The sequence below is a fragment of the Arthrobacter pascens genome (assembly GCF_030815585.1).
GTDB classification, from domain to species: Bacteria; Actinomycetota; Actinomycetes; order Actinomycetales; family Micrococcaceae; genus Arthrobacter; species Arthrobacter pascens_A.
Genome location: NZ_JAUSWY010000001.1, coordinates 4,352,975 through 4,367,295, shown reverse-complemented (window position 1 = coordinate 4,367,295; position 14,321 = coordinate 4,352,975). Strand labels below are relative to the sequence as shown.

Annotated in this window: 12 protein-coding genes; 8 read left to right on the top strand and 4 right to left on the bottom strand. The window is 64.0% G+C overall.

Going from position 1 to position 14,321, the window contains the following annotated elements:
* Positions 1–54: 54 nt before the first annotated feature.
* Complete coding sequence (locus QFZ30_RS20195; protein WP_307079326.1) at positions 55–762, bottom strand: alpha/beta fold hydrolase; 708 nt, start codon at positions 760–762, stop codon at positions 55–57.
* A gap of 77 nt (positions 763–839) precedes the next feature.
* Positions 840–2,300: a glycoside hydrolase family 43 protein gene (locus QFZ30_RS20190; RefSeq protein ID WP_307079324.1), complete on the bottom strand. Its 1,461-nt coding sequence runs from the start codon at positions 2,298–2,300 to the stop codon at positions 840–842.
* A 311-nt stretch (positions 2,301–2,611) separates the two neighbouring features.
* On the opposite strand from QFZ30_RS20190, the gene QFZ30_RS20185 reads away from it, so the two are divergent.
* The 7 genes from QFZ30_RS20185 (at position 2,612) to QFZ30_RS20155 (ending at position 10,620) form a co-directional block, all read left to right on the top strand.
* A complete protein-coding gene (locus QFZ30_RS20185) occupies positions 2,612–3,943 on the top strand; it encodes an ABC transporter substrate-binding protein (protein ID WP_307079322.1) in 1,332 nt (443 codons plus the stop codon).
* A 105-nt stretch (positions 3,944–4,048) separates the two neighbouring features.
* Positions 4,049–4,951 carry a carbohydrate ABC transporter permease gene (locus QFZ30_RS20180; RefSeq protein ID WP_307079320.1) on the top strand — a complete coding sequence of 301 codons (903 nt, stop codon included), beginning with the start codon at positions 4,049–4,051 and terminating at the stop codon, positions 4,949–4,951.
* An 11-nt stretch (positions 4,952–4,962) separates the two neighbouring features.
* A complete protein-coding gene (locus QFZ30_RS20175; RefSeq protein WP_307079319.1) occupies positions 4,963–5,916 on the top strand; it encodes a carbohydrate ABC transporter permease in 954 nt (317 codons plus the stop codon).
* A 3-nt stretch (positions 5,917–5,919) separates the two neighbouring features.
* Entirely contained in the window at positions 5,920–7,302 is a 1,383-nt protein-coding gene (locus tag QFZ30_RS20170) for an arabinan endo-1,5-alpha-L-arabinosidase (protein WP_307079317.1), read from the top strand.
* Positions 7,299–7,949: a YesL family protein gene (locus tag QFZ30_RS20165; protein ID WP_307079315.1), complete on the top strand. Its 651-nt coding sequence runs from the start codon at positions 7,299–7,301 to the stop codon at positions 7,947–7,949. Before QFZ30_RS20170 ends, QFZ30_RS20165 begins: the two co-directional genes overlap by 4 nt.
* Before the next feature lie 78 nt (positions 7,950–8,027).
* Positions 8,028–9,578 carry an arabinosylfuranosidase ArfA gene (gene arfA / locus QFZ30_RS20160; protein ID WP_373462869.1) on the top strand — a complete coding sequence of 517 codons (1,551 nt, stop codon included), beginning with the start codon at positions 8,028–8,030 and terminating at the stop codon, positions 9,576–9,578.
* A gap of 1 nt (position 9,579) precedes the next feature.
* The gene (locus tag QFZ30_RS20155) at positions 9,580–10,620 is read left to right on the top strand and encodes an arabinan endo-1,5-alpha-L-arabinosidase (RefSeq protein WP_307079312.1); all 1,041 of its coding nucleotides are present in this window, start codon (positions 9,580–9,582) and stop codon (positions 10,618–10,620) included.
* On the opposite strand, the gene QFZ30_RS20150 is transcribed toward QFZ30_RS20155, so the two are convergent.
* Together QFZ30_RS20150 and QFZ30_RS20145 are read right to left on the bottom strand one after the other, a co-directional pair.
* Complete coding sequence (locus tag QFZ30_RS20150) at positions 10,617–11,651, bottom strand: LacI family DNA-binding transcriptional regulator (protein ID WP_307079310.1); 1,035 nt, start codon at positions 11,649–11,651, stop codon at positions 10,617–10,619. The two genes, QFZ30_RS20155 and QFZ30_RS20150, sit on opposite strands and share 4 nt — an antisense overlap.
* Before the next feature lie 104 nt (positions 11,652–11,755).
* A complete protein-coding gene (locus QFZ30_RS20145; RefSeq protein WP_307079308.1) occupies positions 11,756–12,799 on the bottom strand; it encodes a LacI family DNA-binding transcriptional regulator in 1,044 nt (347 codons plus the stop codon).
* A gap of 230 nt (positions 12,800–13,029) precedes the next feature.
* Here QFZ30_RS20145 and QFZ30_RS20140 point away from each other — a divergent pair, with 230 nt between their 5' ends.
* Positions 13,030–14,289 (top strand): sugar ABC transporter substrate-binding protein, encoded by a 1,260-nt coding sequence (locus QFZ30_RS20140; RefSeq protein ID WP_307079306.1) that lies wholly within the window; start codon positions 13,030–13,032, stop codon positions 14,287–14,289.
* Positions 14,290–14,321 lie beyond the last annotated feature (32 nt).

Below are 14,321 nucleotides of genomic sequence, written 5' to 3'. Positions count from 1 at the left end.
AGCAGGGTCTCCTCCGCAGGCCCTTTTGGTCCGGGAAATCATGGTGAACCGCGGTCAGCCCGTGCGGTCCACCGCTCTGAGGATCGCCTGGCCCAACTCCGCAGGCTTGGTGAACTGGGGCCAGTGTCCGGTGGGCAGGTCCACAAACTCCACGTCGTGGATACGGGCAAGCTCCGCAACGAATGGATGGCCGGCGTCGATCCATTCCTGGAGCAGTGAGGACGGGAACTGACATGCGATCACTGTCGCCGGGACCTCGTAGCGCCGAACGTCGTGGAGGTGCTGCTTGCCATACGCAACGCCCTTGGGCTGCGGGATGGCGCGGGCCCGGAAGGCTGCGCGGAGGCCGTCGTCGTCGAGGTCCACAAGGTCTGCGTCCTCGAAGCCGTCCCACGGCGGAAGCGGCACGTCGTCGCCGTCGGCCGGTAGCTCGTCATTGATGACGCCGCCCTCGCCCAGGGGTCCGCTGTCCACGTAGATGGCCCGCGCCACGCGGTCCGGCCGGGAGTCAACCACGCCGTGGATGATGGCGCCGCCGCCGGAGTGGCCCACCAGGACCACTTTGTCCTCGAGGGCGTCCACGGCGGCCACGACGGCGTCGATATGATCCTGCAGTCCAATGCCGGAGCGCTGCGCGTCAACCGATTCGAGGCCGGGAAGAGTGAGCGGATGCGGCCGGTGCCCCGCCGCAGCCAGAGGTGGTGTGACCTCCGCCCACGACGAGGCGTCCAACCAGAAACCGGGTACAAGGATGATGTCCATGACGGAACCCTACCCGGCATGGGTCGGTGAGTTAAGACCGCAACACTTTCGCGCAACTCGGGACGTGCGCCGGGCTGCTACTTCACTGAAAGTCCGACGGCGTCCGTGCTCACCTTGCCGTGCGCGTTCTGGAACACTGCACGGACCAGGAGTCCGTCCCGGTCCGTGGACACGGCGGCGAGCTCCAGTGTGGAGCGGTAGGTACCTTCGTCCGTCCGCCTCGTGACGGGCTGGATATCGACCTGTTGCCAGCTTGCTCCGCCGTCGGACGAGGTTTCCCAGACCGCAACCGGTCCGGGTGTTCCTGTGGCGGCGGCACTGAAGGCGGCCTTCTTGCCTGCACCCACGGCCTGGGCCTTCGGCTGCTGCTGCACCGCAGGAAGCTCCACGGTCTGGTCAAAGGTTGGCCAGCCGTCCACCCAGTTGATCTTCTGCAGGCCGAGCGTGGGGAAGTAGGGGATGGCCTGGTTGGAGCCGTCGTAGTAGTGGAAGGCGAGGTAGTCGCCAAAGACGGACTGGCCGCCCGGGCCGGTGATGGCGCCGTGGGAATCGAGCACCACGGAACCGCCGCCGCCGAACATGTCACGGCCGTCCTTGTCCAGGTACGGGCCCTTCACGGACGTGGCACGCCCCACGGCCACCTTGTACGTGGAGTCCGCGCCCCGGCAGCAGGAGTCAAAGGAGACAAACAGGTAGTAGTAGCCATCGTGTTCAGTGATGTACGGGGCTTCGATCGGGTTGCCGGGCATAAAGCGGTCCGCGATATTCACAGTCTTGGACTGCCAGTCCGCCACGGGCTTGCCGGTTGGCCATTCGATGGGTACCAAGAAGATCCCGTACCAGAACGAGCCGATGGCCATGTAGGGGGTGCCGTCCGCATCCTCGACGATGCCGGCGTCGATTGCGTTGAACGTTTTGCCCGGGTTGGCGGGGTCCAGTCCTGACACCGGCGAGGACACCACCAGGCCCTGGTCCACCCACTCGTAGTCCGGGTCATGGGGATCAAGAGTGGTGTTGGTGGCCAGCGCCGTGATGGAGTTGTTGCCGCCAAAGCGCGACGCCGAGTAGTACAGGTAGTAGGTGCCGTTATGTTCGGTGATTTCCGGTGCCCAGAGGTTGCCGGGCAGCTCGCCGTCGGAGAAATGCTCATCGATCCAGGTCGGAATCTGATCCCATATCGTACCGCTGTATTCCCACGTGGTTCCTTGATCGGAGGACGACCAGATCTGGATGGTGCCGCCGTTTTCACGATTCAGCAGGCCGGTGGAATAGACGTACCAGGTACCGTCACCGTCCACGATCAGGGCGGGATCGTGGATGGGGGAGGTCCGGCCCACCACGGTCTTGCCTCCCGGCAGGTCAGTCTGCAGCTTCTGCCCGGGTTCTTTCTGGGTCTTTACCGGCGCGGCCGCTGTGCTTGCCGTGGCTACTGCCGGCGCAGTTGCTGTGGTGGGCGGCAGCGCCGCCGCCGTCAAGGCGAAGCTGAAAACCGCTGCCAGTCCCGCGGCGCGCGCTGCCCATGAACGTGACTTCGTCATCACGTGGTCCTTCCGAAAGGTGGTTGGGGGAATTGATTTTCGACGGCGGAGGGATGCGTCCGGGCCCGCGAATATTGCAACGTTGTAACGAAGAATATGGCACGGGGACCGGGCAGCGTCAAGGAAGGGCGGCATGGCGGGCAACAAATTTGGGCATCACCCTTGACGATCGCAGACCAGCTGTGTGAAAGTTCTTACAACGTTGCAAACGAAGAGCCCCGGATGCCGGTCCGCCACGCGGACAGTGGGGCTCACCACCGCATCCAACCAATCAAACTCGACCACTCCACCCAACCCGGAAGGACCGCGTGATGATGAAGTCACGTCCCATGGCCGCAACCTTGGCGCTCTTAGCCGCCGCAGGCCTGATGCTCGGCGGATGCTCCGCCCCCACCGGTGGGGACACCGGCGAAAAGAAGCTGACCTTTATGTTCCGTGGGGGTGAGGACGAGAAGAAGGCTTACGAAAAGGCTGTTGCCCAGTTTGAAACTGACAACAACGTGGACGTGGACATCATCGTCACCACCGCGGACCAGTACGCCACCAAGCTGAAGGCCGCCATAGCCGGCAAGCAGGTCCCGGACATTTTCTACATTGGCCCCGGCGACGTCCAGGCCTACGTACAGAACGGCATCGTCAAGGACATCACCGAGTACGTGGAAAAGTCGGACACCATCGACCTGGACAACATCTGGGAATACGGCGTTGACAGCTACCGGTACGACGGCAAGCGCGTGGGCGAAGGTGCCATTTATGCCCTTCCCAAGGACGTTGGACCGTTCTCCTTCGGCTACAACAAGACCATGCTGGAAAAGGCCGGCATCCCGTTGCCGGACAAGGACAAGCCCTACACCTTCGATGAATTCGTGGCCGCCGCCAAAAAACTCACTGCCGACACCAACGGGGACGGCACCCTGGACCAGTGGGGCACAGGCCTGAACGTTCAGTGGAACCTGCAGCCGTTTGTCTGGTCCAACGGTGGCGACTGGCTCAACGCGGACCGCACGAAGGTCACCGTGGATACCCCGGAGTTCGCCGAGGCACTCCAGTGGTTCGCGGACCTGCAGAACGTCCACGCGGTCACGCCCTCCGTGGCAGAGGCGCAGACTCTCGATACCTACCAGCGGTGGATGAAGGGCGAAATCGGCTTCTTCCCGATCGCCCCCTGGGACCTCTCCACCTACCAGAAGCTCGACTTCGACTGGGACGTCATCCCCTACCCCGCCGGCAAAACAGGCAAGACGGCCTCCTGGACGGGCACACTCGGCATCGCCGTCTCGGAGAGCACCAAACTCCCGGAGGACGCCGTCAAGCTGGTGGAGTACCTCACGGCCAACAAGGAAGCCCAGCAGAGCCTGGTTGACGCCGGGATCCAGATTCCCAACCTGAAGGACATGGCCGAGACCTGGGCCGCGGATACCACCACCAAGCCCGCAAACAAGGCCGAGTTCCTGCAGATAGTCAAGGACTACGGCCGTGCCCTTCCCGGCGGCAACACCTTCAACGCCGAGTGGTACGACGAACTCTTCACCAACATTCAGCCGGTCCTGGACGGCAAGCAGACCGCCGCGGACTACCTCAAGGAAGCGCAGCCCAGGATGCAGGAGTTCCTGGACGCCGCCAACCAGCAGGCAGGCAACTAGCCCCACAAGCCAGGTGCCGCGGCTGCACCGGAGCGCGGCCGCGGCACCTTTCCACGAGTCTTTCTGCCCTGCACCCCACCATCTCGAATCAAAGAGGATCCAAGGATGTCAACAACCGTCACGCGCCGCTCGCGGCTTCACCGGAAGGAACACCAGGCCGCCCTTGTCTTTGTTGCCATACCGGTGATCGGGTTCCTCCTCTTTACGCTTTTCCCCCTGCTGTTCTCTGTCTACGCGTCCTTCACCAACTGGAACGGCATCTCCGCGCCGGTGTTCAAGGGCCTGGACAACTACACCAAGATGTTCGGCGACCGGTACTTCCTCAAGTCGCTGTGGAACACCATCTACATGATGATCGGCATTCCGGTTGGCCTGGCCATTTCGCTGGCGCTGGCCCTGGCCATGAACCGCAAGATGCGCGGGACCACCTTCTTCCGAACCGTCTACTACCTGCCGGTGATCTCCTCCATCGCCGCGGTGGCCATCCTGTGGCAGTGGGCCTTCAACGGCGACTTCGGCCTCATCAACCAGGGCCTTGGGCTGCTCGGGATCGACGGCCCCAACTGGCTGCAGGACACCGCCACCGTGAAGCCGGCCCTCATCATCATGGCGGTGTGGAAGGGCCTGGGATATTCGATGCTGCTCTACCTGGCGGCCCTGCAGTCCGTGCCCCGCTACCTGTATGAGGCCGCCGCCCTGGATGGCGCCACGGCATGGCAGCAGTTCCGCCACATCACCATCCCCATGGTCCGGCCGGTCACGTTCTTCCTCATCGTCACCAGCATCATCGGCGGCTCGCAGATCTTCGTGGAGATCAACATCATGACTCCCACCGGCGGCCCGGAGTTCGAGTCCGCGTCCATCGTTTGGTACATCTGGCAGAAGGCGTTCGACAACCTCCAGATGGGCTACGCCTCGGCCATGTCCGTGGTACTGGGGCTGCTTGTGTTCGTGATTACCTTCATCCAGTTCCGGCTCAACCGCCGCAACCAGTTTTCGATCGATTGAGGCAGGACGCCATGTCGGCACAGAACGTCATCACCACCCCTCCGCTGGAACCCACCGGGCCGATCCCCGGCAGTGCCGGCGGCCAGGACAAGAGCGGCCCGCGCCGGAGAACCCAGGGCCAGAGGTCGGCCAAGGACGGGCTGCGGCTGGGCAACATCCTCACCACGCTCGTCCTGTCCGTGGGGGCCATCATCATGATCGCCCCTCTGGCGTGGACCTTCTCCACGTCGCTGAAGACCAAGGACGGGGTGTTCGAGCTTCCGCCGCAGTGGATCCCGGACCCCTTCGTCTGGGAGAACTACGCCCGGATCTGGACGGCCGGCCCCCTGCTCAGCGGAATCCAGAACAGCCTGATCGTGGCCTGCTCGGTCACCATCGTCGGATCGCTCACCTCGGCGCTCGCAGCCTTCGCGTTCGCCAAGATGCGGATGCCCTTCAAGAACGTCCTCTTCCTGGGCCTGCTCTCCGGCCTGATGATCCCGTTCCCCACCCTGATGATTCCGCAGTTCACCATCTTCGCCAGCATCGGCTGGGTGGATACCCTGCTGCCGCTGATCGTGCCGGGCGTGTTCGGCAACATCATCATGATCTTCTTCCTGCGCCAGTTCCTGAACAGCGTGCCGGATTCCATCGTGGAAGCGGCCAGGATCGACGGCGCGTCCTACCTGCAGATCTTCTGGACCCTGATCATGCCCGCCATCCGTCCGGCACTGGCCGCCCAGTTCATCCTCTGGTTCATGGCGGTCTGGAACGACTACCTGGCGCCCATCATCTACCTGAACTCGCCGGGCACACAGACGCTGCAGCTGGTGATCGCCAACTTCAACGCCCAGTACGCCATCCAGACCGACTACCCCCTGATCATGGCAGCATCGTTTATCGCGCTGCTGCCCGTGCTGATCGTCTTCATCGTTTTCCAGCGCCAGATCATCGAATCCATCGCCCTGTCAGGATCCAAGGGCTGAACCATGCAGATTGCTGACATCATTCCCGCTGGGAAGCCTCCGTCGGAACTGCTTCCGCTGCCGGCCTCCGCATCCGTGGATTCCTCTGCCTGGGGTTCCCGGCATGCCCACGATCCCACGGTGGTCCTCGACGACGACGGCACGTACTACATGTTCTCCACGGACGCTGTGGCCAACTCAAAAGATATTCCCGCAGGGGTACACATGCGCACGTCGACCGACCTGGTGGCCTGGCAGTATGCGGGAACCGCGTTCGACGGCGTCCCCGGCCCCGCCGCAGAGTGGTCCGGTGCTCGCGGCCTGTGGGCCCCTGAAGTGGTCCGCTGGCCGGACGGTAACTGGCACATGTACTACTCCGCCTCCACGTTCGGCTCCAACACCTCGGCCATCGGGCTGGCGGTGGCTCCTGCCCCCGCCGGCCCCTGGGACGACCGGGGAATTGTGGTGGCCACCCGGGCCGGCGAACACACCCAGAACGCCATCGACGCCGCCGTGGCCTGGGATGCCGACGGCGCCCCCTGGCTCACCTACGGCTCCTTCTTCTCCGGCATCTACACCCTGCCGCTGGACCGGATCTCCGGGGAGCCGCTGGCCACAGGGGACCTGGGCACCCTCATCGCCCGCCGGCACCCTTCGGTGGACGGAGCCGTGGAGGGCGCGTTCGTCCTGTACCGCGCCGAAGAGGACCGCTACGTGCTGTTCACGTCCTACGATTCCCTCTTCAGCACCTACAACGTGCGGGTGGCGGTGGCGGACCACATCGCCGGGCCCTACCGGGACTTCCGCGGGAATTCACTGATGGACCTTACTGCCCCTCCGGCGTCCACTGGAACCAAGCTGCTGGGCAGCTACCAGTTCGACGGCGGCACTGGCTGGCTTGCCCCCGGCCACAACTCGGTCCTCACCCAGGCCGGTCCGGGCGGGGCCACCGAATATTTCGTGGTCCACCACGTCCGCTTTTCGGCGGACCCGTCCCAGCACGTGGTCCAGCTCCGGCGGCTTTTCTTCAATGCGGCCAGCTGGCCTGTTATCTCACCCCAGCCGTTTGCCGGCCGGGGAAGGGAGGCGCTGGCTGTCCCCGAACCGGTTGCTGGACTGTGGCGCGTGCTCCGGTTTGATCCGGAGTCAACGGACCTGGTGCCTGCGGTGGAGCTGGAACTCGAATGCCTGGCCTCAGGCAAACACGGATCCGCTGTTTCCGACGGCACGCCGGCCCATGCACGGTTGCTTCTTCCCGGCCTCCCGGACGGTTCGGGCGCGGCCAAGGAACTTGACGCGGTGGTGTTTGGCTCCTGGGACTGGGCGCGCGGTCACGCTGCGCTGTCCTTCAGCGGCATCGATCAGCACGGCGTGGCCTGGAGTGGCACAAAGGGGGACCTGTCGTGAACGATTCCCCGCTAGGCTGGGCCGGCCGCGTGATGGAGTGGCTTGGCTTTGCCACCAGGCTGGTGCTGGTCAATGTCTTGTTTGTGGCGGGTACGCTGGCCGGCCTGGTGGTCTTCGGGCTGTTCCCGGCGGCCGTTGCCGCCACCACTGTCCTGGCGAGGGTGCGCAGCGGCGCCGGCGAACACCTGGTGCGTGACTTCGTCACGGTGTATCGCTCACAGTTTTGGCATGTCAACCGGGTGGGCAGCATCTTCTGGCTTGCCGGCGTCGTGCTCTTCCTTAACAGCCTGACCGTGCTGGGACCGGCGGGTGTCGCGATGCTGTCCTCGCCCATCTATGCCGTGCTGCTTCTGCTGGCTGCCGTTGCCGGCGTGGGCATCATCATGGCGGCAGCCACGGCCGTTGCCGTGTGCAGCCGCTACCGGGACTCGGTCACCACGACCTGGCGTACGGCGTTCATGCTGCCTCTGGTGTCGCCGGTGATGGGCATTTCCCTGCTCTTGAGCCTGGTGGCCTTTGCTGTTGTCTTCTCCGGGATGACCTTCCTGGTGCCGCTGGTGGGGGCCTCCGTCCCGCTACTGATCTCGGGTTGGCTCGTGGGCCGGCGGCTGGAAGGCCTCGAACCTCCTGAACCCGCCACCGCGTAACGACCGTCCGTCCCGCCAGGCTTTCCGACAGCCCAAACTCCACATTTTTCTACAACGTTATACAGAACAGGAAGAACCGTGACCATCACCTCCGCTGCTATTGAACAGACCGATCTGGCTGTTGTGGCACCAGCCGTCATCACCATCGACCGGTCGGCCGTTATTGCCCCCGTGAACCGGCGCATTTTTGGCTCCTTCGTGGAGCACCTGGGCCGGTGCGTCTACGACGGCATCTACGAACCCGGCCACCCGACCGCCAACGAGGACGGGTTCCGGCTGGACGTCATTGAGCTGGTCAAGGAGCTGGGATCCAGCACCATCCGCTACCCGGGCGGCAACTTCGTTTCCGGCTACCGGTGGGAGGACGGAGTAGGCCCACGGGACCGGCGTCCGGTCCGGCGGGACCTCGCCTGGCACTCGCTGGAATCCAACCAGGTGGGCCTGGACGAGTTCGCCCGCTGGTGCGAGCTCACCGGCTCCGAACTCATGATGGCCGTCAACCTGGGCACCCGCGGCATCGAAGCTGCCCTGGACCTGCTGGAATACGCCAACCACCCCTCCGGCACCACCCTCAGCGACCAGCGCATTGCCAACGGTGCAAAGGACCCCTACAACATCCGCATGTGGTGCCTCGGCAACGAGATGGACGGGCCATGGCAGATCGGCCACATGTCCGCTGACAACTATGGCAAGCTTGCGGCCCGCACGGCCTCCGCCATGAAGACCGCGGACAAGGACCTGCAGCTGGTGGTGTGCGGTTCGTCCAGCTCCTCCATGCCCACGTTCGGCGAATGGGAGCGCGTGGTCCTGGAGCACAGCTACGACTACGTGGACTACATCTCCTGCCACGCGTACTACCAGGAGCGCAACGGCGACCTTGGCTCCTACCTGGCGTCCTCGCTGGACATGCAGTACTTCATTGAAACCGTGGTGGCCACGGCCGACCACGTCAAGCACAAGCTGAAGAGCAAAAAGACCATCCAGCTGTCCTTCGATGAGTGGAACATCTGGTACCTGGATGAGCACCAGGCCTCGGACGAGGTCAATGAGGAATGGGTGCACGCACCGCGCCAGCTGGAGGACACTTACTCCGTCGCCGACGCCGTAGTGTTCGGAAACCTGCTGATCACCCTGCTGAAGAACCACGACCGTGTTGCCGCGGCCTCGCTCGCCCAGCTGGTCAACGTCATTGCACCCATCATGACCGAACCCGGCGGCGACGCCTGGCGCCAGACCACCTTCTTCCCGTTCTCCGTGACCTCGCGGCTGGCCCGCGGTGAAGTGCTCCGCCCCCGCATCGAGGCAGGAACGTACTCGACGGCGGTGTACGGCGAAGCGCCGCTGGTGGACGCCGTGGCAACCGCCGACGCCGCCACCGGCCAGTCGGCCCTGTTCCTGGTGAACCGCAGCATGACCGAGGCGATCGATGTGACGGTCCGCGTGTCCGAGCTCAACGCAACAGTGGTCACCGAGGCCGTGACCCTCCACGATGAGGACGTCTACGCCAAGAACACCCTGCAGGACCAGAACCGGGTGGGCCTGAAGGAGCTCACGGGCGCCGTCCTGGAGGAGGGGACGCTCACGGTGACGCTGCCGCCAGTGTCCTGGTCCGCCGTCGCACTAGGCTGACGTGCACGTCCCAACGAAGTTCGCCACGGCCAGCCGCCTACGGGTGCGGCTGGCCGCGGCGCTGGCCGCCGTCGTCCTTTTGCTGTCCGGTTGCGCCGCGTTCCCTGGCGCGACGGCGCAAGGTGAGTCCTCCCCAGCCGCTGGGCTGGCCGGGGATTTCTTCACTCATGACCCAGCGTTGGTGGCCGGGGAGGACGGCGAACCGTGGTTTGTCTATTCCACCGGAAACGGCCAGGTGGCCGACGGAAACATCCAGATCCGGCGCTCCACCGATGGCGTCAACTGGGAGTATGCGGGTGAGGTGTGGCAGGAGAAGCCGGCCTGGCTCACGGCAGCGGTTCCCGGCGTTGACAACCTGTGGGCGCCGGAGCTGTACGAGCATGGCGGCACGTGGTACCTCTACTACTCTGCGTCAACGTTCGGCAAGAACCTGTCCGTGATCGCGCTGGCAACCAACACCACCCTGGACCCTGCGGATCCAGCCTATAAATGGGTGGACCAGGGACAGGTGATTTCCTCGAAAGGGGAGAGGTTCAACGCCATCGATCCGGGCATCGCCGAGGATGAGGACGGGACTCCGTGGATGTCCTTCGGGTCCTTCTGGACCGGCCTGCAGATGGTTCAGCTTGAGTGGCCCACCGGGCTGCGCGCCGGGAGCGAACCGCCGCTGACCCTCGCGGACCGGAAGGCGCCGCCCAACGCCATCGAGGCGCCCTACATCCTGCCCCATGACGGCGCCTACTACCTCTTCTTCTCCCGCGACTTCTGCTGCCAGGGCCTGGAGAGCACGTACAACATCGCGGTGGGGAAGTCGGACACCATCACCGGCCCTTATCTGGACGCCGACGGCAAGGCACTGCTCGACGGCGGCGGCACACTGCTCCTGTCGTCCGACGGCGGCAGGATCGGCCCGGGCGGGCAGTCCGTCTCCGGGGACACGCTGGCATTCCACTACTACGCGGAAGAACTCGACGGCGCCTTCAGGCTGGGACTGGCCCGTCTGACGTGGAAGGACGGCTGGCCGACTGCTGACTGGGGCTAGACGTCAGCCCGGACCCTGGCCCGGGTGCCCAGGGTGGACTCGCGGGGCACCACGCGGAAAGCCGCCTCGATCTCCCGGGGCGGGCCGCCATCCGGATTCTTGATCCGCTCCATGAGCAGTTTGATGGCGGTCTCGGCAATTTCATCCCGGCCCGGGTCAACCGTGCTCAGGGTGGGGAGCGTGTAGCGGGTCTCGTCCAGGTCATCGAAGCCGATCACCGCGACGTCGTCCGGGACGCGGAACCCCGCCTCCTGCAGGACGCGCACCGCACCCTGGGCGAGGGTGTCGTTGAGCCCGAAGACGGCGTCGAAGATGGCGCCGCGGTCCAGGAGCTCGTGCATCGCGGCCGCGCCGTTGGAGCGGTGCCAGTCCCGGACGTAGGCCACGATGCCGTCGTCGTACGGGATGCCCCGGGCTTCAAGCGCCTCACGGTAGCCGCGTAAACGCAGTCCGGCGGAACCGATAACCTCACCCTTGTGCGCCCCCACCACAGCAATGCGTGTGCGGCCAAGGTCCAGCAGGTGTTCCGTGGCCGAACGGGAAGCCTCGACATTCTGCATTGTCACGTGGTCGGAACTGCTGTGGAAGATCCGCTCGCCCAGCAGGACTATCGGCACATCAGCTTTGATGAGGTCAACATCGTCCTGCCCGAGTTCAAGGGGACTGAAGATCAGGCCGTCAGACATTTTGAGCCTCGGGCTGGACATGACTTCCAGCTCACGGTCCCGGTCGGCGCCTGTCTGTTCGATCAGTACCACCAGGCCGTGTTTGGCGGCGGCTTCGATCACCGCGTCCGCCAGTTCAGCGAAGTACGGCAGGCTCAGCTGCGGCAGGGCAAGGGTAATGGCTCCGGTGTGTCCGGAGCGCAGGCTGCGGGCGGTCAGGTTCGGGCGGTATCCCAGGGCCTTGATGGCTTCTTCAACCTTGGCCCGGGTGGTGTCCCGGACATGTGGGTGGTTGTTGATCACGTTGGAAACGGTCTTGAAGGACACACCCGCGACGCGTGCCACGTCGTGAAGGGTCGCTGCCATCCCGCATCTCCTTAGTGAAAGTTCCAGGCCAAGCGGCCCGTCAAGGAGAGTTTACAACGTTGCATCGCCTTTCAGGCAGCTAAACCTCCCTGCGGGACCGTTCCTTATTTCCCGACCCGCGTGGCCAGGCTTCCGTCGAGGCCTGCCGTCGATTCCCGCGGGACCAGCCGTACGGGCAGCTTGTGGAGGCCCGGACGCGTCACGCCGGCGATCGCGGCCGCGAGTTCGCCGGCGACTGCACGGCCCATGTGCTCGAGGTTCATGTCTATGGTTGTCAGGGGCGGGCGGGATGTGGTGCTGAACAGCTCCCAGTCGTCGAATCCTACGACTCCTACATCCTGGGGGACCGAGTGCCCTTCTTCGCGCAGGGCGTCGACGACGCCACGGGCGATCTGGTCGCTGCCGCAGAAGATTCCGTCAAAGTCGAGGCGCGCGTTCAGTAACGCGCGCACCCCCTGCCGTCCCCACGATTCACTCCAGTCGCCGTACAGGACTTCCCCTGAGACGAAGCCCAGGCCGTGGCTTTCCAACGCCGTTTTGGCCGCGGAACTCCTTTCCTGTGCTGCCTCGAAGCGCGGCTCTCCGTTGATCATCGCTATCTTCCTGCGTCCCCGCGCCACCAGATGGTCGATGGCCAGTGCGGCGCCCATGGCGTTGTCGGGAGTAAAGGAGCAATCGGTCGCGAGGATGGAGGGAGTGTAGGCATAAACGACCGGGACAGGGACATGTTCGGAGAGGGAGGGGCGGGCGTTGGCATCGTCGCCGAGGACGATGATGCCGTCCACGCGCTTGGCAATCAGCGTCTGCAGCAGGAACTTTTCACGCACGAGGTCTTTGCGGGCGTCGCTGATGATGACAGAAGTTGACCCCGCTCCGAAGGCCTCCTCAACGCCCATGAGTATGGGCAGGACGAACCGGCTGGAAAGGTCGGCCGTCAGTACTCCGATAGTCCCGGTGACCGGGAAGTTGAGGGCCTGGGCGAACGGATTCGGTGAGAAGTTCAGTTTTTCAGCGGCGTCAAGAACCCGTTGCCGGGTGTTTTTGTTGACATGGTTCCTGCCGTTCAAAGCCTTCGACGCGGTGGCGACTGACACGCCTGCGGCCATGGCAACGTCGGTCAGGACCGGCCTCTTTTCTGCCTTTGTCATCGGATTCCTCTCCCCACGCCTCTATTCCTTCACCCAACGATACCGAAAAATTTTCCGAAAACGCAGCCGGTCCACACCAAACCCTACAAAGAAACCGTTGACACATGCGAATATTGGCTGGTAATTTCTTCTGAAACCACTTTCGGGTTTTCGGAAATTGTTCCGTCGGGCGCCTGATCACCGCTGCGGTAGGCAGTCAGATTTTTCACGGAAGAAAAGGACGAAGCATCATGCTCAGAAAAACCACCCGCCACACGCTGGCCGCAGTCAGCGTCATATCGCTGGCTCTCATTGCCACCGGGTGCTCCGGCGGCGCGCCGGTGGGTCAAGAATCGTCGGCGGCTCCTACCTCGTTCACAGTGTGGGACCCGTACCCCCAGCACACTGAAGGTTCGGACTGGGCAGAGCGCATCAGCGCCTGCGGAGATAAGGCCGGCGTCAAGATCGAACGCACCGCCTATGACACCCAGGCCCTGACCAACCAGGCCCTGCTGGCTGCGCAGGAGGGTACCGCCGCTGACGTCATCCTCCTCGACAACCCGGCCGTCTCCACCCTGGCCGACACCGGCGCCCTGATCGACATGGAAAGCGTCGGCCTGGACACCTCGGCCATCGAACCAAACCTGCTGGCTGCAGGAGTGGTGGACGGCAAGACCTACGGGATCCCGCTCGGCGCCAACACCCTCGCCCTCTACTACAACGCCGATGTTCTTGCTAAAGCCGGAGTGGACCCCGCCAGCGTCACCGACTGGGCCAGCTTCCAGACTGCCCTGGCGAAGGTCAAGGACGCGGGTAGCAAGGCCATCACGTTCTCGGCCATCGGGACCGAAGAGGGTTCGTTCCAGTTCCTTCCCTTTTTCTGGGGATCAGGTGCGGAGTTGAAGGATCTCGATTCCCCGGCCGCCGTTGAAGCACTGGAGCTCTGGACGAACTGGGTCAAGACAGGCATGGCTCCCAACTCCGTCATCAGCAATTCCCAGAACACCACCTGGGAAGAGTTCCTCACCGGCGACTTCGGCTTCGCGGTCAACGGCACCTGGCAGGTAAACGCCGCGGCGAAAGCCCCGTTCAAGACCGGCTACATCCCGATTCCGGCGAAAAGCGGGGGAGTGGCGCCTGCACCCACCGGGGGCGAGTTCCTGCTGATGCCGGTCCAAAAGGACGAAAGCCGCTACGACACGTCAAAGAAGATCATCGAGTGCATGAGCACCACTGAAGGTCAGGTGGAAACCGCCAACACCTTCGCCTACTACATTCCCGCCACCAGCGACGGCCAGACCCTGCTGCTCAAAGAACATCCTGAACTCAAGGTTTGGGTTGACGCTGTCAACAAGGCAAAGGGCCGCACCAGCGACAACCTCGGCACCAACTATCCCATCATTTCCGAGCAACTGTGGACAGCCGTCCAGAACTCGCTCAGCGGCGCAGCCTCGCCCACAGATGCCCTCAAGGCAGCTCAGAAGGCGGCGTCCGAGAAGACGTCCAAGTGAGCTAATACCTGTCCGTGAACGGAAGATATGCC